The sequence below is a fragment of the Chromatocurvus halotolerans genome (genome assembly GCF_004340525.1).
Classification (GTDB): Bacteria; Pseudomonadota; Gammaproteobacteria; order Pseudomonadales; family Halieaceae; genus Chromatocurvus; species Chromatocurvus halotolerans.
The window spans coordinates 1-25,907 of the sequence record NZ_SLWX01000016.1 but is presented as its reverse complement, the minus strand read 5'-3'; the positions used below and the strand labels follow the sequence as shown (position 1 = coordinate 25,907).

Sequence of the window (25,907 nt, the reverse complement as noted above, 5' to 3'; positions counted from 1 at the left end):
GCAAAGGGAGACCTTGAGATGAAGACAGGAATTATCAGCGGCAGCCATCGCCCACAGTCGCAGAGCGAGAAGGTAGCGCGCTACATCGACCGCCAGCTTGAGGACAGTGCGTGGTGCGAAAATCGCTGGCTGCTGACGCTGGCCGACAATCCGCTGCCATTCTGGGACGAAAGCGTCTGGTCTGGCGGCGGCGCATGGCAGGAGCACCTGCCCGCTCTGCGGGAGCAGGTCAATTCCTGTGATGCCTTTGTTGTGGTCACTCCGGAATGGCACGGCATGGTGCCTTCAGGTCTGAAAAACTTTTTCCTGCTGTGGGCCGCGGGAGGAGAGCTGGCACACAAGCCCGCTCTGATCGTCTCGGTGTCAGCCAGCGACAATGGCGCCTATCCCATCGCCGAACTGCGCATGAGCAGCTACAAGAACAGCCGTCTGTGCTATCTGCCAGAACATTTGATTGTCAGGAACGTGGCGCAGGTATTCAACAGCGACGCTGCCGACAACGATGCCGAAGCACACAGCTACCTGGCGGGCCGACTGACCTACTGCCTTGACATGCTGGGTGAATATGGCAATGCATTCCGACAGATCAGGGCGAGCGGAAAAGTGTCGCTGGAAACCTACAGTAACGGCATGTAAGCAAAGCGAATCAACCGGACAGCGGCAGGATGCCCGTCCGGTTGAAAGAGGAAAGCCTGGAAGTCAGGAACCGGCGTTGCTGGCGGTGAGTACGGAACGTTCCTTTTCTATGAGAAAGTCGGCGATTTTCAGCATGTTTGCCTGACTGCCCGCCTTTCGCGTGGTGATGCGGTACTTGCCGTTTACCATCATCTCCGGCGTACCGGTTATCTTTGCGGCTCGCGCGCGGGCATTGGCCTGACGCGTCATGCTGCCAACGCCAAACGAATTGAAGGCCTTGGAAAAGTCCTCCCGATCAACGCCGTGCTTTTCAAACAGATTGCCGATTTCCTTTTCCGACTGCAGTCGCTTGCCATCGACATTCAGGGCCTGGAACAGGGGCAGATGCACATCATCCAGCACACCGAGAACCTCCGCGGTGTAAAAAGCCTGTGCATGAAGCTCCATCGGCTTGTTCCATATTGCCGGCGACCCCTTCACCACGACATCTTCAGGCAATGTCTTCTTCCACTGCACCACCAGGGGCTCAAAGTTATAGCAGTGGCCACAGCCGTACCAGAAGAACTCGTGCACCTCGACCTTGTCGGGCTCGGACGTTCGGATGGCCGGGGAAATCACATCATAGTCTTCACCGGCTTTCCAGGTGTCCTGTGCCAGTGCAGAGGCAGTGACCGCCAGTACCAGGACCACGGTAGAAACACATTGCTTGAACATAGTTACTCTCTCTGATTGCGCCGTTGGCTTGTTATCGCGTGTACTCTGACAGCAGGAAGAGGCACGAGTTCGGCGTCACGGGCCGCACGCACGCGGCGTTTGTGGATTTTCATACGCCATAAAAAAGGTGGCCAGCAATGGCCACCTTCCCAGACGGGCACCCGACACGCTGTCAGCGCAGGCCGGAAGCGTAGCTGGATACCGCCTCGATTTCCATGTCGCTCAGACCGAAGGCATTGCTGCGCATGATCTTGATGTCACCATCGGTCACGCGCCCTTCAGGATCCTCGTAGCCCTTGCGGTACATCTCCAGCTGCTGGGCGATGTATTCCGCGTGCTGACCGCCCAGGGCAGGAAAGCCTGCAGGGTCGTTTCCGGCGCCGTTGGGTGAATGGCAGGCGATACAGGCAGCTACGTTGCGCTCGGGAATGCCTGCGCGGTAGACCTGCTCTCCCAGCTCGACGAGATCCGGGTCTGCGGTGCTGCCGGAACGCGTCTTGCTGTCGTAATACGCGGCAAGATCGGCAAGATCCTGATCGCTCATGTTGTCGACCTGGCCCGCCATCTGGGCCACGGGGCGCACACCGTCACGGATATACTGCAGCTGCTGGAAAAGATACTTTTCGCCCAGCCCCGCCAGCTTGGGAAAACTCGGGACCGCACTGTTTCCGTCCTCCGCGTGACACGCGGCGCAGGTTGCGGCCTTGGTTTTTCCCGCATCGGCATCACCACGGGGAGCCGTGGCGGCAGTGGCTACCTGTGCTGTGCACAGCAGGCCAAACGCTAGAATCGCATATTTCATGTCAGTTCCCAGTCTGCTGCCAAGCGCGGACTATTCTGCCGGCTTGGACATGTAGTTGATGAGCTCCATGTACTCTTCGTCGCTGCAGTCAAAGCACATGCCTTTGGGCGGCATCGCATTGAGACCGCCCTTGACGGAAGCGACCAGCGCGTCCATGCCCTTTTCCAGGCGGGGCGCCCAGGCTTCGGCATTGCCTGTCTTCGGAGCACCGGCCACACCTGCCGCATGACAGACAGCACAGCTCTTGTTGTACTTGTCCATGTTCGGCTCGGCGACAACACCGTGAGTAGCACCAGCGGCCAGAAGGGCTGCAAACAATACTTTTTTCATGTCGTACCTCGTTTTTAAAAGTAGGCTTGATGCCACACCGTTTATGGGAGGCAAAAAACGTGTGGCATTATATACGAGATACGCAGCCCGACAAAGCAGGACAACAAAATGTCAGAAGCGCCCGGCGACACCGCCATGGCAGCACCGGATTATCGCAAAGCCACATTCCTGCAGAGTGCGGGCAAGGTGTCACAGTGCCCGACAGATACCGGTTGGGAAGTGGCATTTGCCGGTCGCTCCAACGCGGGGAAATCCAGCGCCATCAACAGCCTTACGGGGCAGCCGAAGCTGGCGCGCACCTCGAAAACGCCCGGGCGCACGCAGCTGCTCAATTTTTTTGCGCTGAGTGACCGGCAGCGTCTGGTAGACCTCCCGGGCTATGGCTTCGCGCGGGTGCCGAAGGCCGTCAAGGACGCCTGGACGCGTCAGCTGGAGAAATACCTGCAGGAACGGCAGAGCCTGCGCGGGCTGATTTTGCTGATGGATATCCGCCGCCCGTTTCAACCTTTCGACCTGCAGATGCTGGAATGGGGGAGCGCGGCGGGTATGCCGGTACACATGCTGCTGACGAAGGCCGACAAGCTAAAGCGTGGTCCCGCCGAAGCCACATTGCTGCAGGCGCGCAAGCGTGCGGAAACCTACCCCGAAGGGATGTCCGTTCAGCTCTTCTCGTCCCTCAAGCATACCGGCCACAAGACACTGGTGGGGGTTCTCGATGCCTGGCTCACGGACACCAGTGTGCTGTATGACAGTGAGGGCGATGAAGAAAGGCCGTAATCCCCAGGCCAAAAAAAAGCCCGACCAACGCAGAGGGGGAGCGCGAGTCGGGCACATGGCTTTCTCAGGGGAAGAGAAAGTGATGTCGCACCGGGGAAGTGCAGACATCATGCGTGGCAATTGCCACACGTAAGTAGACCGGGTGCTGACATGCGAGTTCCATAACCGTGGAAATTTTTTTCCCCACGCCGCACACCCGCTGATCAGTGCGCCTCGTCCCAGTTGCTGCCAGTGCCCGCCTCTACCAGCAGAGGCACGGCAAGCTCGGCTGCGGCGGACATGCGCTCGCAGACCGCCGCACTGATCTCTTCCACCACATCCTCTCGAACCTCAAGCACCAGTTCGTCGTGCACTTGCATCACAAGGTAAGCGGGCACTGACTCCGCGTCCAGCCATTTGCTCACGGTAAGCATCGCCTTCTTGATAATGTCCGCCGCGCTGCCCTGCATGGGCGCATTGATGGCCGTACGCTCCGCGCCCTGCTGTCGCATCTTGTTGCGCGCATTGATCTCGGGCAGATACAGCCGTCGACCAAACAGCGTCTCGACGTAGCCCTGCTCGTGGGCCAGCGCACGCGTACGATCCATGTAGTCCTGCACCCCGGGATAGCGCTCGAAATAGCGGTCGATATAGGCCTGGGCCTCCTGACGACCCAGGTGGAGCTGGCGCGCCAGACCAAAGGCCGACATGCCGTAGATCAGGCCAAAATTGATCGCCTTGGCCTTGCGCCGCTGCTCGGATGACACCGAATCCAGCGCCACATCAAACACCTCGGACGCCGTGGCAGCATGCACGTCCAGGCCTTCGTTGAAAGCATCCAGCAGCCCGGCGTCGCCAGACAGGTGCGCCATGATGCGCAGCTCAATCTGAGAGTAATCCGCCGCCAGCACCCTCCAGCCCTCAGGGGCAATGAAGGCGCGGCGAATGCGCCTGCCGTCCTCGCTGCGGATGGGAATGTTCTGCAGATTGGGGTCGGAGGAAGACAGTCGGCCGGTGGCGGTAACCGCCTGGTGGTAGGACGTATGCAGGCGCCCGGTCTCGGGATTGACCATGGTCGGCAGCTTGTCGGTGTAGGTGGACTTCAGCTTGCTCAGGCCACGGTATTCCAGCAGCACCCTGGGCAGCGGGTAATCCAGCGCCAGCTCTGCGAGCACTTCTTCTGCAGTGGACGGTGCGCCTTTGGGTGTCTTGCGGATGACAGGCAGGCCCAGCTTGTCGAACAGGATCTCGCCCAGCTGCTTGGTGGAACCGAGGTTGAACACCTGGCCCGCAAGATCATGGGCCTCCCTCTCCAGCATGCCGAGCCGCTCGCCCAGTTCCTCGCTCTGGCGCCCGAGCAGGTCGCAATCGAGCAGGGCACCCTGGCGCTCTATTTTCGACAGCACCGACACCAGCGGCAGCTCGATGTCCTCGAACACCGAGCGCAATCCCGGCTCCGCCTCGAGCCGGGGCCACAGCACCTCGTGAAGTCGCAGGCAGATATCCGCATCCTCGGCCGCATAGGGTCCCGCCTGCTCGAGCGCCACCTGATCAAAGGTAATCTGTTTTACTCCCTTTCCCGCCACGTCCTCGAAGTGAATGGTCTTGTGCCCGAGATATTTCAGGGCCAGGCTGTCCATATCATGGCGGGTGGCCGTGGAATCCAGCACATAGGACTCCAGCATGGTATCGAAGCGGATGCCGCGCAAGGTGATGCCGTAGCGCGCCAGAACGCTGCTATCGTACTTCAGGTTCTGACCGATCTTGTCCCGGGCCGGGTCCTCCAGCAGGGGGCGCAGCTGCTCCAGCACCGACTCGCGATCAAGTTGCTCCGGCGCGCCGGCGTAGCTGTGGGCCAGCGGCACATAGGCGGCTTCGCCGGGTGTTACCGCAAACGAAACGCCGACGATGTCCGCCAGCATGTAGTTGAGGCTTGTGGTCTCGGTATCAAAGGCAAACAGCTCCGCCTCCTTGAGGCGGGCGATCCAGCTGTCCAGCTCGGGCTGTGTGGTCACCAGGGCATAGGCGTCGCGGTTGATGCCCGACGCGTCATCCCCTTCAGCCAAGGCACCGGCGACCAGCAGCTCTTCCAGCCAGGCCTTGAATTCCATGCGCTGGAACAGTTCCACCAGGCTGTCCGTATCCGGCTCCCCGGGTGCCAGGTCCTGCGCCGCGAAGGGCAGTTCGACATCGGTCTTGATCGTCGCCAGCTGGTAGGAAAGACGGGCCGACGCCTCCTCCGCCTCAAGCTTTGCAGCCATGGTTTTTGCGCCGCGAAAAGACAGGCCTGCCACACGGTCGAGTGAGCGATAGATATCGTCCACGCCGCCGAGCCCCTGCAGCAGCGCCAGGGCCGTCTTTTCGCCCACGCCGGGTACGCCGGGAATGTTGTCGACCTTGTCACCCATCAGCGCGAGGAAGTCGATGATGAGCGAGGGTGGCAGACCAAATTTCTCGCGCACACCCGCTTCGTCGAGCACGGTATCCGTCATGGTATTGACCAGCGTCACATGGGCGTTGACGAGCTGCGCCATGTCCTTGTCGCCGGTAGATACCACCACGTGCTGCCCGGCACCTGCGGCCTGACGCGCCAGGGTGCCGATCACGTCATCCGCCTCTACACCCTCGACGCACAGCAGCGGCAGCCCCATGGCGCGCACAATGTTGTGGATCGGCGCCACCTGCTCGCGCAGATCGTCGGGCATCGGTGGCCGCTGGGCTTTATAGGACTCGAACAGCTCATCGCGGAAGGTCTTGCCCGGCGCGTCAAACACCACGGCAACGGTGCTTCCCGGATAATCCTTGTACAGTCGGCGAATCATGCTGATCACGCCCTTGACCGCGCCCGTGGGTTCACCGCGGGAATTGTTCAGAGGCGGCAGGGCATGAAAGGCACGGTAGAGATAGGATGAGCCATCTACCAGGACCAGCGGCGCGGTATCGGACATGGTGCGTGGTTCTCCGGCGTGTCAGTGATCCCAGCGGTAGCGGGCGGATCGATACGTCACTTTCATCTTTGCCATATCCAGCGGCGCCTTGAAGAAGCCGTGGTAATCGCCGCGGGGATTGATCAGGATGACATTGGCACTGTGGTCCACCACGTAATCGTCGTCCTGCCCGGGGACCTTGCGAAAGGGCGTATTGAGGTTGGTGGCAAAGCGGAACAGATCGAGAAACTCGCCGGTCACGCCGGTGAAATCCTCGTTGAAATAGGGCACATAGGACGCCAGCTGCTCCACGGTATCGCGCGCCGGATCCACCGATATCATCACCACCTCGGTATCCTCGGCTTCGGTGCCGTCGAGCTCGCCGATAAAGCGATCAAGGAAGGCCATGGTGGTGGGGCAGATATCGGGGCAGTGGGTGAAACCGAAAAATACCAGGGTCCACTCACCCTCAAGGCGCGCCGGGGTAAACGGCTCGCCGCGATGGTCGACCAGTGAAAACTCACCGACGTCCCGCGGCGTGTCCATGAGATACAGGCCGTTCGCCTGCATCTCCGAGGTCGTCATGATACGCGGCTGCTGTACGCGATACACGAAGCCCGCCACAATAATGAAAATGAAGACCAGCACGCCGATGATCGTGTAGCGCACACCGGCAGGCCTCGAAGATCCGTCGCGTCCACTCATCGTCAATCAGCCCTGTATCGGAAACACGTAGTGATCAACCAGCATGACCACAAAGAGCAGCATGAGATAGTTGATGGAATATTTGAAGGTCATGATGGCGGCCCTTTCCTGGGTGCCGCGCATCAGGACAATGGCCCAGTACAGGAAGCGACCGCCGAGAATCACGGCACCCGCAAGATACAGCGGGCCCGAAAGCCGCGTCACAAAGGGCATCAACGTGATAAGAAACATGATGATGGTGTATAGCAGTATGTGCAGCTTGGTGAACTCATCACCGTGGGTCACGGGCAGCATGGGTACATCCACCAGCGCGTATTCCGCCTTGCGGTGGATGGCAAGGGCCCAGAAGTGCGGCGGTGTCCAGGCAAAAATGATCAACACCAGTAACAGCGCATGTCCGTGAATTTCTCCCGTGACCGCGGTCCAGCCCAGGAGCGGCGGCGCAGCGCCGGCCAGTCCGCCAATGACAATGTTCTGGGGCGTGGCCCGCTTCAGGAACAGCGTGTAAATGAAGGCATAACCCACCAGCGATGCCAGGGTCAGCCAGGCGGTCAGCGCGTTCACCCAGATCAGTAATATCAGCATGCCGGACACGCCGAGCGTCGCTGCAAACAGGCCGGCCTGCAGAGGTGACACGCGACCCTGTGCCATGGGTCGGTTTCGCGTGCGCGCCATGCGCTGGTCGATCTGCTGGTCAACCAGATGATTGACGGCCGCGGCGGCGCCGGCACAGAGTGCAATCCCGAGGTTGCCCAGAATCAGGGCATCCAGGGGCACCATACCGGGCACGGCCATGCACATTCCGATCACCGAGGTGAGGATCATCAGTGCCACGACACCGGGCTTGGTCAGTTCCCGATAATCCCGCCATGTCGCCCGACCGGGCTGAATCCTGTCTGTCACCGCAGCATCACCCATTGGAGTTCTTCAGCAGAAACTTGAGGTCGGAGATGACGTTCTTGTAAGAGATGTCCGGTGAATAGGACATCATGATCCAGCCGGCGGGGTCCACCAGATACCAGGTTCCGGGTTCCTGCGCGAGCTCGGGGAACAGCGTCTGCATCGCGGCAGGGGTAGTGGTTACCGCGGCAAGTCCCGGGTGCTCCGCGCGCAGGTAGGTTTCGAAGCCCTCTGGCACAGGTTTGTCGTCGCTCAGTGCCGGCACGGTCAGGCGTATCTCTGGCATCGCCGCATCGGCAATGAAGACACGACGAATGCGATTCATTTCCTTGCCCATGGCGATGTGAATCTGCCGGGTCAGGTACAGCCGCTCCTCGCAGGACTCTGCGCAAGTCGCCCCGGCCTGGGGCACGAGGAAGGTCCACTTGGGATTACTCACGGGAAAAGCCAGCGTCGCACCCAGGGCGTCCGCTGCGTCTACGGCAGCGAGATCCCGCGGCGGCTGCACCAGTTCGCCCTGGTTGGCAGTGCCGAGTGCGCCCACCACATCGAGATCGCCTTTGACCACGAAGTACCACAGCCAGCTGGCGGCGAGGATCATGGTCACCGGAATACCGGCGATCAGCAGCAGGATGAGGCGTCCATTGCGCGCACCGCCGGTCACCGCTTCGGCATTGCTGGCTCTGTCTGGCGTCGACCTTGTCACTTCAACTCTCCCGTCGCGCTCGATGACGCAGCACGTCCCACAGGTTACTGCTGCGGAACACAAAAAATAACAGTAGCACAGCGGCCATGGTGAACCACTGCACGGCGTAGCCACGATGGGTCTGGGGACTGAGATTCACCACCTGCCAGTCAATCGACAGCGCGCCGGGCTGATTGGCGTCCAGTCTCACCGCGTGCGGAAACACGGGGGCATCCAGTCGACGCTCCAGCGCCGGTACCAGCGGCCCCGTCTCCAGCGCCTGTATGACGCTCGGCCAGTTGTCCGCGGGCACTGCCTGCTCCGCCAGCAGGTAAGGTGGGTCCGGGGGAATGTAGACCTGGCCGCGCAGGTCAACAACCCCCGGGGGCTGCGTAACCTCCGGCAGCGTCCGCCTGGCAGCGTCACCGGCGATCCATCCCCGGTTGACCAGCGCATAGCCTGCGCCACCGGCCAGGCGGAACAGTCCGATAATCTCGTAACCGAACTGGCCACGCTGTATGCGGTTGTCCTGCAGCAGGTACTGTCCAGGCACGAACTGCCCGCGCAACTCGACCGGCAGGTAAGCGAGATCATCACGGTCCGGGTCGAGGCCGGCAAGGTCCGTCGCGGGTCTTGCCTGTCGTTCCGCAAAGCGCGCCGCCAGGTCACGTTTTTCCGCCTCGCGATCCAGCTGCCAGAGCCCCAGACTGACCAGCAGCGGCAGCAACAGCAGGGTGAGCGCCGTCATGCGCCACTCGAGATCGAAGGTCAGCCTCATATCCGCAACAGACGGAGGTGATCGACAGGGCGTCGGCTTCCCCGCGGGTTGTGCAAGGCAACTGCGCTATACTCGACGCAAACACACCGGGGGGAGTCCGCTTTGCTGAAAATCCTGATTGTCATACTCATGGTCTGCCTCGTTGCCAGCCTCGGCAGCGGTTTTTACTTCCTGATGAAAGACCAGGGAGACAAGAACAGTCGTCGCACCTTCCACTCACTGGGCGTGCGCCTGGGCCTGGCGCTGGGCCTGGCGCTGCTGATTGTATACGGCGTGGCGTCAGGCCAGCTCGGCCATCGCAACCCCTGGGATGCCGGGCCAGTTGGCCAGACATCCCTGGAGAGCTGACGCGTCAGAGAATATAGACAAACAGGAAGAGGAAGACCCAGACCACGTCAACAAAGTGCCAGTACCAGCTCGACGCCTCGAAACCGAAATGGTCATCCGACGTGAAGTGGCCACCGCGCATGGACCGCAGCAGTTGAATCCCCAGCATCGTGGTGCCCATCAGTACGTGAAAACCGTGGAAACCGGTAAGCATGAAGAACGTCGAGCCGTAGATGCCCGAGTTCAGCGTCAGACCGAAGTGTGCGTAGGCCTCGTAATACTCGGCAATCTGCAGGGACAGGAAGATGACGCCCAGCAGGACCGTCAGCCCGAGCCACTTGTGGAATTTCCGGCGATCGCCATCCAGGATGCCCATATGGGCGATGTGCACCGTGACGCTGGATGACAGCAGGATGATGGTGTTCCACAGCGGCAGCCAGGCGTACCAGGCTGAGGCCTCAGCGAATGCCATACTGGTCCTGGCGCTGGTAAAGGAGCCGTTATTGGCTATCACCTGGCTCCCGGCGCCACCGACCGCTTCCTGGGGCGTCTGTGTCATCGGCCAGGAGAACTGGAAGCCCTCCCAGAGCAGCCCATTCATGCGCCCCCCGTCACCCTCACCGCCGAGCCACGGGCCTGCGAGGTTGCGCACGTAGAACAGGGCGCCGAAGAACGCCACGAAGAACATGAACTCCGAAAAGATGAACCAGAACATGCCCAGCACGTAGGATTTTTTCAGCTGAGCGCTGTTCATGCCGGCAATGTTTTCCCGGATCGCCATGCGGAACCAGATAAACAGCGTCGCGATGAAGACGAGCAGGCCGATATTCATGACTGTCCAGGACGCGGGCTGATCCGGTTCGCCGAACGTCAGATCGTTGATGCCCGTGGCGGCGCCGAATACGCTGAGGACAAGACCGATGGTGGCAAAGACCGCCATCTTGCTTTGCTCAGGAACGTAATAGGGTTCGTGGCCGGGCGAGGATTGAGCTGTCATCGTTGTTCTCCGTAAAAAGCGCAAGCAGGCCGAGCCGGCCCCGTCAGTCGCCTAGCGTGCTGCGACGGCATCGCCAGCCATCGCAGTCACGTCAAACAAGGTATAGGAAAGCGTGATTGTGCGGATGTCCCTGGGCAGATCACGATCGATGATGAACTGCAGCGGCATCTCCGCGGAGGTCTCGCCGTCGAGTGGCTGCTGGTTGAAGCAGAAACACTCTGTCTTGTGGAAATATTCCGCCGCCCGGGATGGCGATACGCTGGGTATCGCCTGGGCAACCATTGCCTTCGGCAACGGGTTCCGGGCGTGGAAAATGGTGGTGTTGGAGGCGCCGGGGTGAACCTTCATGATGCGGTCTTCGGGGCCGAACTCCCAGGGCATGCCTTCATTGTTCGTTGCCACGAACTGAATCGTGATCTCCCGTGACTCGTCAACCCCGGCCTGCACCGCCGTGTAGGCCTGTCCGCTGGTCTTGCCGTTGATGCCAAGGGCGTCGCAAAGCACATTGTACAGTGGCACCATGATCACGAACACAAAGGCGAACATGGCCACCGCAACGACAACCAGCTTGGCTGTCGTATCGATGGCGGGGTTACGGCTGACACGGAACATGGCGTCTGACCTCAGGTATGTGCGTGGGCCGGATCGATCTTCGGCGGCACTTCAAAGGTGTGGTAAGGCGCAGGTGTCGGCACCGTCCACTCGAGTCCCTCGGCACCGTCCCAGACCTTGTCATCGCTGACCGGCTTGCCGGAGACGATGGTCGCGACAACATTGTAGAGGAACAGGATCTGGGACGCGCCATAAATGAACGCACCGATGCTGGACATCATGTTGAAGTCGGCGAACTGCAGAGCGTAGTCGGGAATGCGGCGCGGCATGCCCGCCAGACCCACGAAGTGCTGCGGGAAGAACGTGATGTTGAAGCCGATAAACGAGATCCAGAAGTGGGTCTTGCCCATGGTCTCGTTGTACATGCGGCCGCACCACTTCGGCAGCCAGTAGTAGACCGCCGCGCTCATGCTGAACACCGCACCGGCAACCATCACGTAGTGAAAGTGGGCTACCACGAAGTAGCTGTCGTGGTACTGGAAGTCCGCCGGGGCGATAGACAGCATCAGGCCCGTGAATCCACCAATGGTGAACAGGATAAGAAAGCCAACGCAGAACAGCATGGGCGTTTCGAAGGACAATGACCCGCGCCACATGGTGGTGACCCAGTTGAACACCTTCACGCCGGTGGGAACAGCGATCAGCATGGTTGCGTACATAAAGAACAGCTCGCCCGCGATCGGCATGCCCACGGTATACATGTGATGGGCCCAGACGATGAACGACAGGAAGGCGATCGCTGCGGTCGCGTAGACCATGGAATCGTAGCCAAACAGCGGCTTGCGTGAAAACGCGGGGATGATCTGGGAGACCACGCCGAAGGCCGGCAGGATGATTATGTAGACCTCGGGGTGCCCGAAGAACCAGAAGATATGCTGGAACAGCACCGGGTCACCGCCACCGGCAGCCGAGAAGAAGCTCGTGCCGAAGTGGATATCCATAAGCATCATGGTCACCGCACCCGCAAGCACGGGCATCACTGCCACCAGCAGGAAGGCCGTGATCAGCCAGGTCCAGACGAACAGCGGCATCTTCATGTAGCTCATGCCGGGGGCGCGCATGTTCATTACCGTGGCAATGATGTTGATGGAGCCCATGATGGATGACAGGCCGAGAATGTGGATCGCGAAGATGAAGAAGGTCACCGACGGCGGCGCGTAGGTGGTTGAAAGCGGCGCGTAGAAGGTCCAGCCGAAGCCCGGCGCGCCCCCCTCCATGAAGAGGGTGGAGGCGAGCATCAGGAATGCCGGCGGCAGTATCCAGAAGCTCCAGTTGTTCATGCGCGGCAGGGCCATGTCCGGCGCGCCGATCATCATCGGGATCATCCAGTTAGCCAGGCCGACGAATGACGGCATAATTGCGCCGAACACCATGACCAGGCCGTGCAGGGTGGTCATCTGGTTGAAGAAGCCGGGCTCGACCAGCTGCATGCCAGGCTGGAACAGCTCGGCACGGATAATCATGGCGAAGCTGCCGCCAAGAATGAACATCGCGAAAGAGAACCACAGGTACATGGTTCCGATGTCTTTGTGGTTGGTGGTGAAAAGCCACCGCGAAAGGCCCTTGGCCGGACCGTGAGCGTGATCTCCCATCGTAAACTCCCCCTCAGCCTTTCTTGTGATTGAAGACGTCAATGGGCTGCACCATGTCGCCCATGTTGTTACCGAATGCGTTGCGCTGGTAGGTGATGACCGCCGCCATCTCGACGTCGTTCAACTGACCGCCGAAGGCCTGCATCGCCGAACCCGGCACGCCGTTGATGCCGATGTTGAGGTGACCGGCGATTTCGCCCGTCGCCACGTCGCTACCCGCAATGGCCGTGCCCACGCCACCTTCGCCGCTGGCGCCGTGACAGGCCTGGCAGGCGCGCTGGTATACCGCCTTGCCGCGGCTCATCAGTTCATCCATGCTGAAATTCTGTGCCATCAGGGACTTGATCTCTTCGGCCTCCGCCTGCTTTTCCGACATCCAGCTGGCGTAGTCTTCCTTGCTGACCACCTCGACGACGACCGGCATGAAGCCGTGATCCTTGCCACAGAGCTCCGCGCACTGGCCGCGGTAGGTGCCGATTTCGTTGGCCATGGCCCAGGTCTCGTTGATGAAGCCGGGAATCGCATCTTTCTTGACCGCCAGTTCCGGCACCCACCACGAGTGAATGACGTCATTGGCGGTAACCAGGAAACGCACCTTGGTGCCGACCGGAATCACGACCGGCTCGTCCACTTCCAGCAGGTAGTTGCTGTTCTTGGTCTGAGTGTTGTAAATCTCGCTCTGCGGCGTGCTCATATTGCTGAAAAAGCTGACATTCTCACCGTCTTCATTGAGATATTCGTACTTCCACTTCCACTGATAGCCGGTAATGAGAATGTCCATTTCGGCGTCGTCGAAATCGTAGATATCAATCAGGGTGGATGTCGCAGGGACCGCCATGCCGATAAGAATGACGAAAGGCACCACGGTCCAGGCAATTTCGACCTTGGTGCTCTCATGGAAGGAGGCGGCTTTCGCACCGCGCGACTTGCGATGGTAAATAATGGAGTAGAACATCACGCCGAAGACCAGTGCGCCAATCACGACGCAGATCCAGAGGATGATCATGTGCAGATCGTAGATGGACTTGCCCACGTCCGTCACACCCACCGGCATGTTGAGCTGATTCATCTTGTCGTCAGCCGCCAGCGCCAGCCGCCCGGACATTGCCATCACCAGGGCAGCGAAGCCAGGTGCAGCTCTCATCAGCCGTTTCGTTTGCAAAGACATTTACCGCGTCTCCAATCCGTCACTTTGTAGGGTCGAAACCGCCCCGATGGTGATCCTGATAGCCGTTACGCAACGTATGGACTTGGGCGTGTTGGATCAGGGTGGGCCTACTTTATCCTGGCACCATCAGCAGGTTGTCACGTGCGCTGCCTCCGCGGGAATCTGACGCGGAAAAAGCGGAGCGGATTATAACGAATCCGCACTGCAAAACAATCTAAGACCCTGATATCGCAGAGTTTCATCTGCTCTCACAGACAGCCGGAAATGCGGCAAATGCCTACATATGGATGCCATACGTAACCTCGACCGCAACATATGGATGATTGCCTGGCCGGCCATCCTGTCAAATATATCGATTCCCATTCTCGGCCTTGTCGATGCCGCGATGCTTGGCCACCTGCAGGACACCCGCTATCTTGCTGCCGTGGCACTGGGCGGGGCGATTCTCTCTTTTCTTTACTGGGGCTTCGGCTTTCTGCGGATGGGTACTACCGGACATGTCGCCCGGGCCCGCGGCGCAGGCGATGACAGCCTCGCATTTCTGGTGCTGGCACGTTCTGCTGCACTCGGACTCGCCATCGCCCTCGTCGTCATGCTGCTGGGGCCCGCCTGGATCCGGCTCGGGCTAGCGGTCATGCAACCCGCGGAGTCACTGTCAGGGCACGCCAGCGCCTACATGGGAATCCGGCTGCTGAGCGCCCCGGCGGTACTCATCACCTACGCCATTGTCGGCTGGTTCATCGGCTGCCAGAACACGCGCTGGCCGATGGTGATCCTGCTCCTGACCAATACGGTGAACATTCTGCTGGATTCCCTGTTCATCATCGGCATGGGCCTCAACAGCGATGGCGCAGCCATGGCGACGGTCTGCGCCGAGTACTGCGGACTGTTGCTGGGCCTGTTTGCGGTGTATCGGGCGGCCCCGCAGTTCCCGGGCATCCGCGAACTGCGCGCCGGCATGACCGACCGGCGAGCCTATGGCACCCTCTGGCGCAGCAATCGCAACCTTCTGGTGCGCACGCTGTCCCTGCTCGCGTGTTTCGCGTTCTTTACCGCGATGGGCGAAAAACTGGGTCAGGACGTGGTGGCCGCGAATGCGTTGATGCTGCAGTTCCTGCTGTTCGCGGCCTTTGCCCTCGATGGTGTTGCCTACGCCGCCGAAGGCATGGCGGGAAGCCGGCTGGGGGCGCGGGACCTCGCGGGCTTCTACCGCGTCGTATCGCGCTGCGCCCTGTGGAGTGCCGCCGGTGCCGGTATCATCAGTCTGGTGGTTGCCATGGCTCAGCCTGTCCTGCTGCCCTTATTGAGCGATATCGACGGGGTCCGGCAGATTCTCGCCGACGTGCATGTCTGGCTGATACTGCTGCCCTTGCTGGCAGCGCCGAGTTATCTGCTGGATGGCGTGTTTATCGGTGCTGCCGAGACTCGCCCCTTGATGACGACCATGCTGTTCAGTGCACTAATGGTATACCTGCCTGTCTGGTACTTCACCCGTGAATTTGGCAATCACGGGCTCTGGCTGGCGTTCGCCCTTTTCAATGCCGCTCGCGGCGTGTCACTTGCCTGGGTCTTCAGGCGCTTTTCCCGGCGCGGGCGCTGGCTCGCGGGCACCGATGCCGCGCGATCCGTCACCCCCCTCACGGGGTGAGGGATCAATCAGCGTGACCGCCTCAGCTGCGGTCTCCGTGCGGCGGGCCGACGCGCGCGTGACCCGGGTTCCCGGCTCACTCGGCGCCGGCCCCGCCGGTCTGGCATCGCTGAAGCCGCAGGCGACACATTCGCGCTGGTCGCTGTCAAGATCGACGACAATCCTGTCCATGGCCGCGCAGCGCGGGCACACTGCACCGGCAATGAAGCGGCGGGTAGTCTTGAAAGGGGGTTGCATGATGCCGACTTGTACCTCGCTGGCGATTCGCGTTTACACTAGTGTAACAAGTTCACAGAGACCGCCGGCATGCACCACTACACTGCGACCAGCCTGAGAGCCTTCGGCAACCATCGTCCGGTTGTCGGCGCACGAGTACTGATAGATCCCTCGGCCGTGGTGCTGGGCGACGTTACCCTCGGTGACGATGTTTCCGTGTGGCCCACCGCGGTTGTGCGGGGTGACATGCACTGGATCCGGATTGGCGATCGCACGAGCGTGCAGGACGGCAGTGTCCTTCACATTACCCACGCAGGCCCCTTCAACACCGATGGCTGGCCACTCGATATCGGTGCCGAGGTCACCATTGGCCACAACGCCACCCTCCACGGCTGTCGCATCGGCAATCGCGTTCTCATCGGCATGGGGGCAACGGTGATGGATGGCGCTGTCGTGGAGGACGACGTGGTGATTGCCGCGGGGGCACTGGTCACCCCGGGCAAGCGCCTCGAGTCAGGTTATCTGTATGCCGGTTCACCCGCGCGCCAGCTGCGGGAACTGTCAGAGCGGGAAATGGACTTCTTCAGCTACAGCGCCAACAACTATGTGCGCCTGAAGGATCAACATATCCAGGAGCTGGAACCTGCCGTTGACACGCCGCGAGGACAGATGACGACCTGAACGAGACCCCCTCCCGCCCGCCACGATGAGGCTCAGGCCGCAACGCCGAGGGCATCGCGCACGCGACGTATCACGGGGGCGGTCTCCGGTCTGGCACCGTACCAGCGGAAATAGGACTCGGCGGCCTGCTCAACCAGCATGCCGGCGCCGTCCGCCACTGCCCACGCCGCATGCTGCGCCGCCCAGCGCATGAAAGGCGTGGGCTCTGGACCGTAAACCATGTCGTAGCAGCAGCTGCGCTCATTGAGCAAGGCTGGCGCCAGCGAGAGCGTCTCACCGCTCAGGCCGGTGCTGGTGGCGTTGATCACGATATCGAAGGTCCGCTCCTCAATCCCGCTGATATCACCACCGCGGACATCACCCAGTCCGCCAAACTCCTGCGCGAGCTGCGCTGCCTTGTGCGCAGTGCGGTTGGCAATGAACAGGCTGTGAGGCCTTTCCTGCAGCAGGGGGCCAGCCACGCCGCGCGCTGCGCCACCAGCGCCAAGCAGGAGAATTCGCGCGCCCTGCAGCAACCAGCCCTGATTGACCACCATATCGCGCACCAGGCCAAGGCCATCAGTGTTGTCTGCGGCGATCCGGCCCTGCTCGTCGAGGACGAGGAAGTTTGCAGCGCCTGCCAGACGTGAGTGCTCACTCTGGATGTCCGCAAGGTCGCTGGCCTGGGTCTTGAAGGGAACCGTCACGTTGAGGCCGCTGCCCCCCGAGGCGAAGAAGCCGCGCACCGCCCGTTCAAAGCCATCGAGTTCCACGCGTACAGCGCGATACTCCAGGCTGTGGCCGAACTGCTCGGCAAACGCGGCATGAATCAACGGCGACTTGCTGTGCTTGATCGGATTGCCAAATACCGCGAATTTCCGGGTTTGCGCCATACTCAGACCTCCGTGAGTCGCGGTGCCCTTGCGGGCCTGCAGGCGTAACGCCCCGCCATCGTGCTGTTCGCTACGGCGTCAGCCAGTCGCGATCAACAAGGTAGTTTGTCATCAACGCCTCTTCGGGAGTTCCCGGCTGCGGATGATAATCGTACTCCCAGCGCACCAGCGGCGGCAGGGACATGAGGATGGCCTCGGTACGGCCCTCTGACTGCAGGCCGAACAGCGTCCCCCGGTCGAACACCAGATTGAACTCGACATAGCGTCCACGTCGGTACAGCTGCCACTGCTTTTCCCGCTCGCCCCAGGGCGTATCCTTGCGCCGCGCCAGAATCGGGCGGTAAGCGGCAAGGTAGGAATCGCCCACCGACCGCATGAAGGCAAAGCAGGTATCGAAGTCCCAGGTGTTAAGATCATCATAGAACAGACCACCGACACCGCGCGGCTCCGCGCGGTGTCGCAGGTAGAAATACTCGTCGCACCAGCGCTTGTAGCGAGGATAGACATCATCGCCGAAGGGAGCGCAGGCATCGGCGGCGGTCTGGTGCCAGTGACGGCAGTCTTCCTCGAAGCCGTAATAGGGCGTCAGGTCGTAGCCGCCGCCGAACCACCATACCGGTTCCTCGCCAGGTTTCTCAGCGATAAAAAGCCGGACATTCGCATGCGACGTCGGCGCGTAGGGATTCTCCGGATGGATGACCAGAGAGACGCCCATGGCCTGAAAACTGCGGCCAGCCAGTTCCGGTCGTGCCGCTGTCGCCGAGGGTGGAAGGCCCGTCCCCATGACATGGGAGAAATTCACCCCGGCCTTCTCGAGCACGGCGCCCCCGGCCAGCACGCGACTGCGTCCGCCGCCACCCTGGGGGCGATCCCACTCGTCGACAATGAAATCGGCGCTACCGTCTTCAGCGGCGAGTTCTCGGCAGATACTGTCCTGCAGATCCAGCAGGTAGGCTTTAACGGCGTCTATGGAAACTGTCACGGGTAATGGCATCCTCGGTTGGGGTCATGAGCGTAGCACGCGATCACTGTGGACATCTCGGATCACCGAGGGTCGAGCGGCGCGGTTCACAGTGCCAGGTACGACCGCATCCAGGCCTGTGGGAAAATAACGTCTCACCTGGAACAGATCACGCGGCGCCTGCCGGCCGGCCCGGTTCGCCGACGTGGAGACCAGCGGCCCGCCCCAGGCGCGGCACAGGGCAGCAAGCATCGGGTGCGCGGTCACGCGTATCGCAACCGTGTCATGCTCACCCGTTACAAGCTCTGGCAGGAGATTGCGGTGCGGCAACAGCCAGGTATTGGGACCCGGCCAGGACAGCATCACCTTGCGCTGCAGCGCGGGTGCCAGCGACTGCAGGAACGGCGCTATCTGTACCACATCACCCGCCACCAGAATCAGCCCCTTGTGTTCCGGTCGCCGCTTCAGCGCCAGCACCCGCTCGACCGCGTCGACATTCCAGGGATCGCAACTGAGACCCCAGACAGCCTCAGCAGGACAGGCAATGACGCCGCCGTCTGTCAGAGCCTCGATAGCAAGGCGCAGGCGAAATGGGATCACCGCCCTGCGCTCCGGACGGGGATACCTGCTTCTGACTGTGTGACCGGCGTTAGCATTAGGAAATATCGAGGACGGCATTGATGAAAGTGCGGGGATTCTAGCAACTGCGCCGGAGGTGGCAAGTGGCATCTGCCGGCTTGCGTCACAGCGGGAGATACAGAGGGCGTCAGCGCTTGCGCACATAGCCGCCGGCACAGCGCTGTACGCTGCCCGCCATTTCAAGCTCGGTCAACGCCGCGATCACCGACTGCAGAGGCAGGCCGACAACGGCGGCGAGACTGTCGGCGTCAATCGCGACTTCGTCCAGCCGGGCGACAAGCTGGCGGGCGCAGGCGGAAAGCTCCTCATTCTCTGCGTCGGCGGACGCAGGCTGCACCTCGGGCGGCGGCAGCCTGCCCAGGGCGTCCGTGATATCCCGGGATGTCTGCACCAGGACGGCACCATCATGCAGCAGCTGCAGACAGCCGCGGCCATTGCCGTGATAGATGGACCAGGGCAGCGTTAGCACTTCCCGACCCTGGTTGAGCGCGGTATTGGCGGTGATCAGTGACCCGGATGGCAGGCCGGCCTCGACAACCAGGGTACCGAGCGCGAGTCCACTGATCAGCCGGTTGCGGCGCGGAAAATGATCGCGCCGGGGCGGCGTACCCGGCGCGAATTCGGACACCAGGCAGCCGGATTCACAGATGGCGTCAGCGAGGTCCCGATGCTGCGCCGGGTAGAGCCGATCTATGCCGGTTGCCATCACCGCCACCGTCCGGCCGCCCGCATGTATCGCACCCCGATGCGCTGCGCCGTCGATACCGAGCGCGAGACCACTGGTGACACACAGGCCTGCCGCAGCCACGTCGCCGGCCAGGTCACGCGCGGCGCGAACGCCCAGCGCACTCGCCCGGCGGCTGCCGACAACGGCAAGCTGCGGGCACTCAAGCGTATCGGGCGCGCCGCGCACATAAAGAAACGGGGGAGGGCTGTCGATGCTGCGCAGCAACGCGGGATAACCGGGGTCACAGAGTGACACGGCAGAGACGTCCAGCGACGCAAGATGTTGCCGCAGGGCGAGCAGTGGCGTGCCGGGCCCACCCTGCAGATCATCCCGTGCCCGCTGCAGTGCATCGACGGCGATGGATTCGAGACCTGCACGGCGCCAGGCCCGGGCGTCCGCTGCGATACAGGCGTGTGTCGAGGAAAAGGCCGACAGCAGGCGACAGCTCTCGGCGCGCGAGAGGCCCGCGGCAACCTGCAGCAGCAGGCAGTGGGTAACGACGTCGGCATCCATGCACTCACCCTGCAAGCCCTGTCGGTGTGCCGCAGGGTATCGGCGCCACATCCGTGTGGCACCGGCAAGTGTAGCTCAGGGATTCTTGACTTTGTCCATCACTTTCAGCGCGCGGTCAGCCTTGAGCACAACGGCATAGCTGGCCTTCTCGGCGACCTCGAACACCATGCACAGCCCGGCGCGACTATCGGGCAAACGCACATTGTCACCGGCGACCTCATCGAAGACCAGCTCGCCCGCCTGGTAGATCGCCAGGACATGACCGATTTCAAGGCCGTCCCGGGCGCCGCGGTTGAGGACCACAATGTCCATGGTCCCGATCTGGCTGACGCCGCCGTCAACCGCGATCATGTAGCCGTTTCGAATTTCCTGGTCCGGGGCCCGGGGCTGGAAAGTGGCGTCAAGAATGCGTTCTTCCGGCGGCAGCAGGCGGTCAGCAATACGCACTTCTTCCGTGACCCGCGTGACCTCGAGCTCAACCACATCGGCCCGATTGCTCCCGAGCAGCTGTGCGTTACCGATATCCTGTGCCTGATAGCCCAGGACTTCCTGCGTCACTGGATCCCGGTAGATCTCACCGGCACGGAATATGCCGTAGGTGGGCTCATCGTCGGGAAAGCGCCCCCGACCGTACACGGTGTCGCCGGCGCCGGAGACGAGGTGGCTCTGGGCGGCGGCGACAATGTAGGCGGATTGATTGATATCATCGGCGGACAGAATACGGTGCCGGCGCAGGAAAGCGCCGATTTCATCCAGCGGAATCATGGGAATCGCGAGGTCCAGGGGCGAAACGCGCATCTTCGGGGTCAAGGTGACGTCGCGGCTGCGCTGCACCCCGAGACGTGGCTCACCCTCGACCCAGGACAGGGTCAGGCGATCGCCCGGGAAGATCAGGTGCGGGTTATCGATCTGTGGGTTGACGTCCCAGAGTTCCGGCCAGCGCCAGGGCTGTTCGAGATACATCCCGGCAATTCCCCACAGGGTGTCGCCCTTCTTGACCACATAGGTATCAGGCGCGCCTTCCCGGACCTCCAGCGAAAGCGCCGGCAGTGCCAGCAGCATGGAAAGCCCGATGACGGCGACCGCGCAACGCAGAGCGCGGCTGTGAATACTGGATAAACCCTGCTGCTGCATGCTCATCATCTGTTCCGCCCGCCTCCGGATTGCCTGCCCTGTTATTCGTAGCGCGTCAAAGCTTACCACCATTCAGCAGCGACAGCGCAGCGCGAAAACATCCACCGCCCGCAAACATCGCTGCAGACGCACCGGACCAGTATAATGCCGGGTTTGCGGCGGTGCCGCGGCGCTGGCAATAGCCCGTCATCGCTACGGCGGCACCACGCCTGCGCATTGCCGCAGCTCATTTTTCAAGGCAGGGAAGACACGACAGTCATGGCTATTCTGGAAATACTCGAATTCCCGGATCCCCGCCTGCGCAAACAGGCGCAGGCAGTGACGCGGGTGGATGACGCGCTGCGAACGCTGATCGACGACATGCTCGAAACCATGTATGACGCGTCGGGTATCGGTCTCGCCGCAACGCAGGTCAACGAGCATCGCCGGCTACTGGTGATGGACACCTCGACAGAGAGAAATCAGCCGCGCGTCTACATCAATCCTGAGGTCGACGTGCTGGACCCGGAGCTGGGCGAATACGACGAGGGCTGTCTTTCCGTGCCGGGCTTCTACGAAACCGTGCATCGCCCGCGGCGGGTTCGCGTCACCGCCCTTGACCGCAACGGCGAGACCTTCAGTGAAGAACTCGACGAACTGGCAGCAATCTGTCTGCAGCACGAGATCGATCACCTCGACGGCAAGCTGTTTGTCGACTACCTGTCCCCATTGAAGCGTCAGCGCATCCGCAAAAAGCTCGAAAAATCGCAGCGTCAGCACGCATGATGGCTCCGGGTAAGCCGGCATGAGGGTCGTCTTCGCCGGCACGCCGGAGTTTGCGGCCGCGCATCTCTCGGCCCTGCTGGAGGCCGGGCAGCAGGTGGTGGGTGTGTTTACCCAACCCGATCGCCCGGCGGGCCGCGGCAAGCGCCTGCAGGCAAGTCCGGTCAAGCAGCGCGCACTCGCGGCAGATCTCCCGGTCTTCCAGCCCGCGTCGCTGCGCAACAAGGCGGCCCGGGAGTCGCTGGCGGCACTGCAGCCGGAGGTGATGGTCGTTGTCGCCTACGGACTGATTCTGCCAGCGACGGTACTGGAGATACCGGCACAGGGCTGCCTCAACGTGCACGCCTCACTGTTGCCGCGCTGGCGCGGCGCCGCCCCGATACAGAGGGCAATCGAGGCGGGAGACACGCGCAGCGGCATCACCATCATGCAGATGGACGCCGGCCTCGACACTGGCGACATGCTGGCAACGGCAGGCTGCGAGATCGATGCGCAAACCACCGCCGGGGCCCTGCACGACCGGCTCGCGGCGCTCGGTGCGCCGCTGCTGCTGTCTGTCCTGAATGACCTCCCCGCGGCGCGTGGGCGTGCCGCAAGGCAGGACGATGCCGATGCGACCTACGCCGCAAAGATCGACAAGGACGAGGCTCGCATCGACTGGTCCCTCCCGGCCATTATCGTTGCGCGGCGTGTGCGTGCCTTCAATCCGTTCCCCGTGGCCTACACCTTTATCAACGGAGAGCGGATCAAGGTTTGGGGGGCTCACTCCCTCGACATCCGTCACCACGCCGCTCCGGGAACACTGCTTGAAAGCAGCGAAAACGGTCTGTGGGTGGCCTGCGGCAGCGGCGCACTGGCGGTGGATGAACTGCAATTCCCCGGCGGCCGGCCTCTGCCGGCGGTCGAGATCATGAAGTCCCGCAGCAGCCTGCTGGCGCCGGGGCAGTGCTTCGCGAACACCGCCGCGTGACCGCACCCTCGGCTTGCGGGGTCCGCGCCACCGCCGCTACCGTCCTCGCCCAGGTGCTTGCGGGCAGCACGCTGGACGGGCCACTGGCCCAGGCCATGCCGGGGCTTGCAGAGCGCGACCGACCACTGCTGGCACAGCTCTGCTACGGCAGCCTGCGCCTGGCTCCGCGCCTGCAGGCATTGCTAACACAGCTGCTCGACAAACCCCTGCGCGAACGCGATAGCGACGTACAGGCACTGCTGATGCTGGGTCTCTACCAGCTGAGCGACAGCCGCATCCCCGACCACGCAGCGGTGGCGGCCACTGTCGAAGCCACCCGCGAACTGGGCAAACCCTGGGCAAAAGGCCTGGTAAATGCCGTGCTGCGGCGTTACGGGAGGGAGGCCGAGGCGCTTGCCGGCAGTCTGTCCCCGGCGGCGGCCGCCGCTCATCCGCAGTGGCTTTATGAGGCGCTTCACGCCGCCTGGCCGGATTACGCCATTTCGCTGCTGGCGACAAACAATCAGCAGCCGCCCATGGTACTGCGGGTCAATCGGCTCAAGGTCAGCCGCGACGACTGGATTGCACAGCTCGCCGCATGCGGCATCCCCGCAAGGGCCGGAATACTCACCCGCGAAGCGGTTTATCTCGCGCAGCCGGTGGGCGTGGATCAGCTGCCGGACTTCGCTGCGGGCGCCGCCAGTGTTCAGGACGAGGCCGCGCAACTCGCCGCACAACTGCTGGGAGCGAGACCCGGGGATCACGTACTCGACGCCTGCGCGGCGCCCGGTGGCAAAACCTGCCATCTGCTGGAAGCCGTACCCGACATCGGCAGTGTGACCGCGATGGATATCGATGCCGAGCGACTGCGCCGGGTTCGCGAGAACCTGAACCGACTTCAGCTGGATGCAAAACTGGTGACGGCGAACGCCGCCGAGGCGACCACCGTCCTGGCAGACAGGCAGTTCGACCGCATCCTGGTGGATGCCCCCTGTTCGGCGACGGGCGTTATCCGGCGCCATCCGGACATCAAGCTTCTGCGCAGGGCGCAGGACATAGCACAGTTCGCCGCGCAGCAGCTGCAGATCCTGAGCGGCGTCTGGCCGCACCTGCGCCCGGGGGGTAGACTGCTCTACGTCACCTGCTCCGTGCTGCCTGAGGAGAATCAGGCGGTAGTGGCTGGCTTTCTGGCGCGGCAGGACAACGCCGGTGAAGTGTCCCTGCCCGACATAGGTCTCCCCTGCATGCACGGCCGACAGATCATGCCCCGGCACGATGGACCCGACGGCCTGTACTTCGCCCTTCTGGAAAAACACCGCTGAGTCAGCGCCCAATAGCGACGAACAGGCTTACAATCCCTGCGTGAATTCTTTACTGTGCGCACTCGCAGGACTGACGGGCGTGCGAACATGAAGATCATCATTCTCGGGGCGGGCCAGGTCGGCGGCACGCTTGCCGAGCATCTGGCAAACGAAAAGAACGATATCGTTGTTGTCGACACCGACAGCGATCGTCTGCGCAACCTCAAGGACAGGCTGGATATCGCCGTGATTACCGGTCAGGCATCCCACCCGGATGTGCTTGCCCGAGCCGGTGCCGATGACGCGGAAATGATTGTCGCGGTGACCAACAGCGACGAGATCAACATGATGGCCTGCCAGATTGCGCACACGCTGTTCCACACGCCGCGCAAGATCTCGCGGGTGAGGTCACCCTCCTATCTGGTGCACCAGGAGCTCCTGTTCCAGCGGGACAACATTCCGGTGGACGTGATCATCGGCCCAGAGCAGCTCATCACCGACAGTATCCGCCAGCTGATCATCAATCCCGGCGCGCTGCAGGTCATGGACTTTGCCGAGGGCCGCGTGCAGCTCGTCGCCGTGCGCACCATTCACGGCGGCCCGATGCTAGGCCAGGCGCTCAGCGAGATACGCAAGCACATGCCGCGGGTAGACACCCGCGTGGCGGCCATTTTTCGCCGCAACCGCCCGATCATTCCGGAAGGCGACACCGTTGTGGAAGCCGACGACGAGGTTTTCTTCATTGCGGCGCGCGGCAATATCCGCAAGGTCATGTCAGAGCTGCGGCGCATCGACAAACCCTACCGCAACGTCATGATCGCGGGCGGCGGCAACATCGGTGCCCGACTTGCCCAGACCATCGAGGGTGACTACGCGGTCAAGCTGATCGAAAACAGTTACCTGCGCTGTCGGGATCTCGCCGAACAGCTGCGTCATACGCTGGTTATCGAAGGCAGCGCGGCGGAACCGCAGCTGCTGCACGAGGAAAACATCGAGACGATGGACGTTTTCTGCGCGCTCACGGCCAATGACGAATCCAACATCATGATGTCCATGCTGGCGAAGCGACTGGGCGCCAAGAAAGTCATCACCCTGATTACCAACCCTGCTTATGCGGAGCTGGTGGGCGATGAGATCGACATCGCCATTTCTCCGCAGCAGATCACGATCAGCAGCCTGCTGGCGCACGTCCGCAGAGGCGACATCAGCAGCGTTCACTCCCTGCGTCGGGGGGCCGCCGAGGCTATCGAGGTGATCGCGCGTGGCGATGCGTATTCCTCCCGCGTCATCGGCAGGGAACTGGACCAGATCAGCCTGCCGCCGGGCGTGACCATCGGCGCCATCGTTCGCGGCGACAAGGTCCTCATCGCCCACGGCAATGTCGTGGTGGAGCCCGACGATCATATTATCCTGTTCCTTGTCGACAAGACGAAGCTCGCGGCGGTAGAGAAACTGTTCGCCGTTGGCTTCGGATTTTTCTCCTAGCAGCCTGTCGGACTTAACCGAATAGTATCGACGTGGGATAATCCATGTCACGTGCAGTGATCGGGGCGCAATGATGGCAAACTTCGTAAA

The 25,907-nt window shown here is 61.9% G+C and carries 27 protein-coding genes; 9 read left to right on the top strand and 18 right to left on the bottom strand.

All coding sequences use genetic code 11. The annotated features are described in order from the left end of the window. The first annotated feature begins 18 nt into the window (after positions 1-18). Positions 19-636 carry an NAD(P)H-dependent oxidoreductase gene (locus tag EV688_RS14370; RefSeq protein ID WP_117319152.1) on the top strand — a complete coding sequence of 206 codons (618 nt, stop codon included), beginning with the start codon at positions 19-21 and terminating at the stop codon, positions 634-636. 63 nt (positions 637-699) lie between these two features. Here EV688_RS14370 and EV688_RS14365 read toward each other — a convergent pair whose 3' ends face one another. The 3 genes from EV688_RS14365 to EV688_RS14355 all read right to left on the bottom strand — a co-directional run bounded on the left by EV688_RS14365 (position 700) and on the right by EV688_RS14355 (position 2,482). Continuing rightward, a complete protein-coding gene (locus tag EV688_RS14365; protein ID WP_117319153.1) occupies positions 700-1,350 on the bottom strand; it encodes a thiol:disulfide interchange protein DsbA/DsbL in 651 nt (216 codons plus the stop codon). A gap of 172 nt (positions 1,351-1,522) precedes the next feature. Beyond that, positions 1,523-2,152, bottom strand: a complete 630-nt coding sequence (locus EV688_RS14360) for a c-type cytochrome (protein WP_117319154.1) — start codon at positions 2,150-2,152, stop codon at positions 1,523-1,525. A gap of 30 nt (positions 2,153-2,182) precedes the next feature. After that, positions 2,183-2,482 (bottom strand): c-type cytochrome, encoded by a 300-nt coding sequence (locus EV688_RS14355; protein WP_117319155.1) that lies wholly within the window; start codon positions 2,480-2,482, stop codon positions 2,183-2,185. A 108-nt stretch (positions 2,483-2,590) separates the two neighbouring features. Here EV688_RS14355 and yihA point away from each other — a divergent pair, with 108 nt between their 5' ends. Next, on the top strand, positions 2,591-3,259 hold the full coding sequence (yihA, locus tag EV688_RS14350) for a ribosome biogenesis GTP-binding protein YihA/YsxC (protein WP_117319156.1): 669 nt from the start codon (positions 2,591-2,593) through the stop codon (positions 3,257-3,259). A gap of 203 nt (positions 3,260-3,462) precedes the next feature. Here the strand turns inward: yihA and polA are convergent, their stop codons facing one another. Genes polA through EV688_RS14325 form a run of 5 tightly spaced genes read right to left on the bottom strand, consistent with a single transcriptional unit; the run spans position 3,463 to position 9,233 of the window. Beyond that, the gene (gene polA, locus EV688_RS14345; protein ID WP_117319157.1) at positions 3,463-6,186 is read right to left on the bottom strand and encodes a DNA polymerase I; all 2,724 of its coding nucleotides are present in this window, start codon (positions 6,184-6,186) and stop codon (positions 3,463-3,465) included. 21 nt (positions 6,187-6,207) lie between these two features. Then, on the bottom strand, positions 6,208-6,870 hold the full coding sequence (locus EV688_RS14340) for an SCO family protein (RefSeq protein WP_117319158.1): 663 nt from the start codon (positions 6,868-6,870) through the stop codon (positions 6,208-6,210). Positions 6,871-6,876: 6 nt separating this feature from the next. Further along, complete coding sequence (gene cyoE / locus EV688_RS14335; protein WP_240624422.1) at positions 6,877-7,773, bottom strand: heme o synthase; 897 nt, start codon at positions 7,771-7,773, stop codon at positions 6,877-6,879. A 7-nt stretch (positions 7,774-7,780) separates the two neighbouring features. Then, complete coding sequence (locus EV688_RS14330; protein ID WP_240624423.1) at positions 7,781-8,476, bottom strand: hypothetical protein; 696 nt, start codon at positions 8,474-8,476, stop codon at positions 7,781-7,783. Position 8,477: 1 nt separating this feature from the next. Further along, positions 8,478-9,233, bottom strand: coding sequence for an SURF1 family protein (locus tag EV688_RS14325; RefSeq protein WP_117319160.1), 756 nt, complete (start codon positions 9,231-9,233; stop codon positions 8,478-8,480). 102 nt (positions 9,234-9,335) lie between these two features. Between EV688_RS14325 and EV688_RS14320 the strand changes: the two genes are divergently transcribed. Beyond that, complete coding sequence (locus EV688_RS14320) at positions 9,336-9,581, top strand: DUF2909 domain-containing protein (protein WP_117319161.1); 246 nt, start codon at positions 9,336-9,338, stop codon at positions 9,579-9,581. A 4-nt stretch (positions 9,582-9,585) separates the two neighbouring features. Here EV688_RS14320 and EV688_RS14315 read toward each other — a convergent pair whose 3' ends face one another. From EV688_RS14315 to coxB, 4 genes are read right to left on the bottom strand one after another with little or no spacing between them, the layout of a single operon-like run. Further along, positions 9,586-10,557, bottom strand: a complete 972-nt coding sequence (locus tag EV688_RS14315; protein WP_117319162.1) for a cytochrome c oxidase subunit 3 — start codon at positions 10,555-10,557, stop codon at positions 9,586-9,588. 51 nt (positions 10,558-10,608) lie between these two features. Beyond that, on the bottom strand, positions 10,609-11,169 hold the full coding sequence (locus EV688_RS14310; protein WP_117319163.1) for a cytochrome c oxidase assembly protein: 561 nt from the start codon (positions 11,167-11,169) through the stop codon (positions 10,609-10,611). 11 nt (positions 11,170-11,180) lie between these two features. After that, complete coding sequence (gene ctaD, locus EV688_RS14305) at positions 11,181-12,761, bottom strand: cytochrome c oxidase subunit I (RefSeq protein WP_117319164.1); 1,581 nt, start codon at positions 12,759-12,761, stop codon at positions 11,181-11,183. A 13-nt stretch (positions 12,762-12,774) separates the two neighbouring features. After that, the gene (gene coxB / locus EV688_RS14300) at positions 12,775-13,905 is read right to left on the bottom strand and encodes a cytochrome c oxidase subunit II (RefSeq protein ID WP_240624424.1); all 1,131 of its coding nucleotides are present in this window, start codon (positions 13,903-13,905) and stop codon (positions 12,775-12,777) included. A gap of 307 nt (positions 13,906-14,212) precedes the next feature. Here coxB and EV688_RS14295 point away from each other — a divergent pair, with 307 nt between their 5' ends. Then, entirely contained in the window at positions 14,213-15,577 is a 1,365-nt protein-coding gene (locus EV688_RS14295) for an MATE family efflux transporter (RefSeq protein ID WP_117319165.1), read from the top strand. On the opposite strand, the gene EV688_RS14290 is transcribed toward EV688_RS14295, so the two are convergent. Further along, positions 15,485-15,814 (bottom strand): YheV family putative zinc ribbon protein, encoded by a 330-nt coding sequence (locus EV688_RS14290; protein ID WP_117319166.1) that lies wholly within the window; start codon positions 15,812-15,814, stop codon positions 15,485-15,487. The two genes, EV688_RS14295 and EV688_RS14290, sit on opposite strands and share 93 nt — an antisense overlap. Before the next feature lie 69 nt (positions 15,815-15,883). On the opposite strand from EV688_RS14290, the gene EV688_RS14285 reads away from it, so the two are divergent. After that, positions 15,884-16,474, top strand: coding sequence for a gamma carbonic anhydrase family protein (locus EV688_RS14285; RefSeq protein ID WP_117319167.1), 591 nt, complete (start codon positions 15,884-15,886; stop codon positions 16,472-16,474). Positions 16,475-16,506: 32 nt separating this feature from the next. On the opposite strand, the gene aroE is transcribed toward EV688_RS14285, so the two are convergent. From aroE to EV688_RS14260, 5 genes are all read right to left on the bottom strand, one after another. Continuing rightward, positions 16,507-17,346 (bottom strand): shikimate dehydrogenase, encoded by an 840-nt coding sequence (gene aroE, locus EV688_RS14280; protein WP_117319168.1) that lies wholly within the window; start codon positions 17,344-17,346, stop codon positions 16,507-16,509. 70 nt (positions 17,347-17,416) lie between these two features. Beyond that, positions 17,417-18,328 (bottom strand): oxygen-dependent coproporphyrinogen oxidase, encoded by a 912-nt coding sequence (hemF, locus tag EV688_RS14275; protein WP_240624425.1) that lies wholly within the window; start codon positions 18,326-18,328, stop codon positions 17,417-17,419. Positions 18,329-18,352: 24 nt separating this feature from the next. Beyond that, the gene (tsaC, locus tag EV688_RS14270) at positions 18,353-18,907 is read right to left on the bottom strand and encodes an L-threonylcarbamoyladenylate synthase type 1 TsaC (RefSeq protein WP_240624426.1); all 555 of its coding nucleotides are present in this window, start codon (positions 18,905-18,907) and stop codon (positions 18,353-18,355) included. Positions 18,908-19,073: 166 nt separating this feature from the next. After that, positions 19,074-20,186 (bottom strand): DNA-processing protein DprA, encoded by a 1,113-nt coding sequence (dprA, locus tag EV688_RS14265; RefSeq protein WP_117319171.1) that lies wholly within the window; start codon positions 20,184-20,186, stop codon positions 19,074-19,076. A gap of 75 nt (positions 20,187-20,261) precedes the next feature. Next, a complete protein-coding gene (locus tag EV688_RS14260; protein WP_420867065.1) occupies positions 20,262-21,248 on the bottom strand; it encodes a LysM peptidoglycan-binding domain-containing protein in 987 nt (328 codons plus the stop codon). Positions 21,249-21,578: 330 nt separating this feature from the next. Here EV688_RS14260 and def point away from each other — a divergent pair, with 330 nt between their 5' ends. The 4 genes from def to trkA all read left to right on the top strand — a co-directional run bounded on the left by def (position 21,579) and on the right by trkA (position 25,817). Then, complete coding sequence (gene def, locus EV688_RS14255; protein ID WP_117319173.1) at positions 21,579-22,085, top strand: peptide deformylase; 507 nt, start codon at positions 21,579-21,581, stop codon at positions 22,083-22,085. Positions 22,086-22,104: 19 nt separating this feature from the next. After that, the gene (gene fmt, locus EV688_RS14250) at positions 22,105-23,052 is read left to right on the top strand and encodes a methionyl-tRNA formyltransferase (RefSeq protein WP_117319174.1); all 948 of its coding nucleotides are present in this window, start codon (positions 22,105-22,107) and stop codon (positions 23,050-23,052) included. Further along, positions 23,028-24,353 carry a 16S rRNA (cytosine(967)-C(5))-methyltransferase RsmB gene (gene rsmB / locus EV688_RS14245; protein ID WP_240624427.1) on the top strand — a complete coding sequence of 442 codons (1,326 nt, stop codon included), beginning with the start codon at positions 23,028-23,030 and terminating at the stop codon, positions 24,351-24,353. The genes fmt and rsmB overlap by 25 nt, the downstream gene beginning before the upstream one ends. 87 nt (positions 24,354-24,440) lie before the next feature. Next, positions 24,441-25,817, top strand: coding sequence for a Trk system potassium transporter TrkA (trkA, locus tag EV688_RS14240; protein WP_117319175.1), 1,377 nt, complete (start codon positions 24,441-24,443; stop codon positions 25,815-25,817). Positions 25,818-25,907 lie beyond the last annotated feature (90 nt).

Excerpts from the sequence above, each read along its gene's own strand:
- EV688_RS14310 (WP_117319163.1), bottom strand. The coding sequence starts at position 11,169 with ATGTTCCGTGTCAGCCGTAACCCCGCCATCGATACGACAGCCAAGCTG.
- EV688_RS14295 (WP_117319165.1), top strand. The coding sequence starts at position 14,213 with ATGGATGCCATACGTAACCTCGACCGCAACATATGGATGATTGCCTGG.
- ctaD (WP_117319164.1), bottom strand. The coding sequence starts at position 12,761 with ATGGGAGATCACGCTCACGGTCCGGCCAAGGGCCTTTCGCGGTGGCTT.
- EV688_RS14260 (WP_420867065.1), bottom strand. The coding sequence starts at position 21,248 with ATGCTGCTGGCACTGCCGGCGCTTTCGCTGGAGGTCCGGGAAGGCGCG.
- EV688_RS14290 (WP_117319166.1), bottom strand. The coding sequence starts at position 15,814 with ATGCAACCCCCTTTCAAGACTACCCGCCGCTTCATTGCCGGTGCAGTG.
- EV688_RS14360 (WP_117319154.1), bottom strand. The coding sequence starts at position 2,152 with ATGAAATATGCGATTCTAGCGTTTGGCCTGCTGTGCACAGCACAGGTA.
- EV688_RS14340 (WP_117319158.1), bottom strand. The coding sequence starts at position 6,870 with ATGAGTGGACGCGACGGATCTTCGAGGCCTGCCGGTGTGCGCTACACG.
- EV688_RS14285 (WP_117319167.1), top strand. The coding sequence starts at position 15,884 with ATGCACCACTACACTGCGACCAGCCTGAGAGCCTTCGGCAACCATCGT.
- yihA (WP_117319156.1), top strand. The coding sequence starts at position 2,591 with ATGTCAGAAGCGCCCGGCGACACCGCCATGGCAGCACCGGATTATCGC.
- EV688_RS14365 (WP_117319153.1), bottom strand. The coding sequence starts at position 1,350 with ATGTTCAAGCAATGTGTTTCTACCGTGGTCCTGGTACTGGCGGTCACT.
- EV688_RS14355 (WP_117319155.1), bottom strand. The coding sequence starts at position 2,482 with ATGAAAAAAGTATTGTTTGCAGCCCTTCTGGCCGCTGGTGCTACTCAC.
- EV688_RS14315 (WP_117319162.1), bottom strand. The coding sequence starts at position 10,557 with ATGACAGCTCAATCCTCGCCCGGCCACGAACCCTATTACGTTCCTGAG.
- aroE (WP_117319168.1), bottom strand. The coding sequence starts at position 17,346 with ATGGCGCAAACCCGGAAATTCGCGGTATTTGGCAATCCGATCAAGCAC.
- fmt (WP_117319174.1), top strand. The coding sequence starts at position 22,105 with ATGAGGGTCGTCTTCGCCGGCACGCCGGAGTTTGCGGCCGCGCATCTC.
- trkA (WP_117319175.1), top strand. The coding sequence starts at position 24,441 with ATGAAGATCATCATTCTCGGGGCGGGCCAGGTCGGCGGCACGCTTGCC.
- def (WP_117319173.1), top strand. The coding sequence starts at position 21,579 with ATGGCTATTCTGGAAATACTCGAATTCCCGGATCCCCGCCTGCGCAAA.
- EV688_RS14370 (WP_117319152.1), top strand. The coding sequence starts at position 19 with ATGAAGACAGGAATTATCAGCGGCAGCCATCGCCCACAGTCGCAGAGC.
- coxB (WP_240624424.1), bottom strand. The coding sequence starts at position 13,905 with ATGAGAGCTGCACCTGGCTTCGCTGCCCTGGTGATGGCAATGTCCGGG.
- polA (WP_117319157.1), bottom strand. The coding sequence starts at position 6,186 with ATGTCCGATACCGCGCCGCTGGTCCTGGTAGATGGCTCATCCTATCTC.
- EV688_RS14325 (WP_117319160.1), bottom strand. The coding sequence starts at position 9,233 with ATGAGGCTGACCTTCGATCTCGAGTGGCGCATGACGGCGCTCACCCTG.
- dprA (WP_117319171.1), bottom strand. The coding sequence starts at position 20,186 with ATGGATGCCGACGTCGTTACCCACTGCCTGCTGCTGCAGGTTGCCGCG.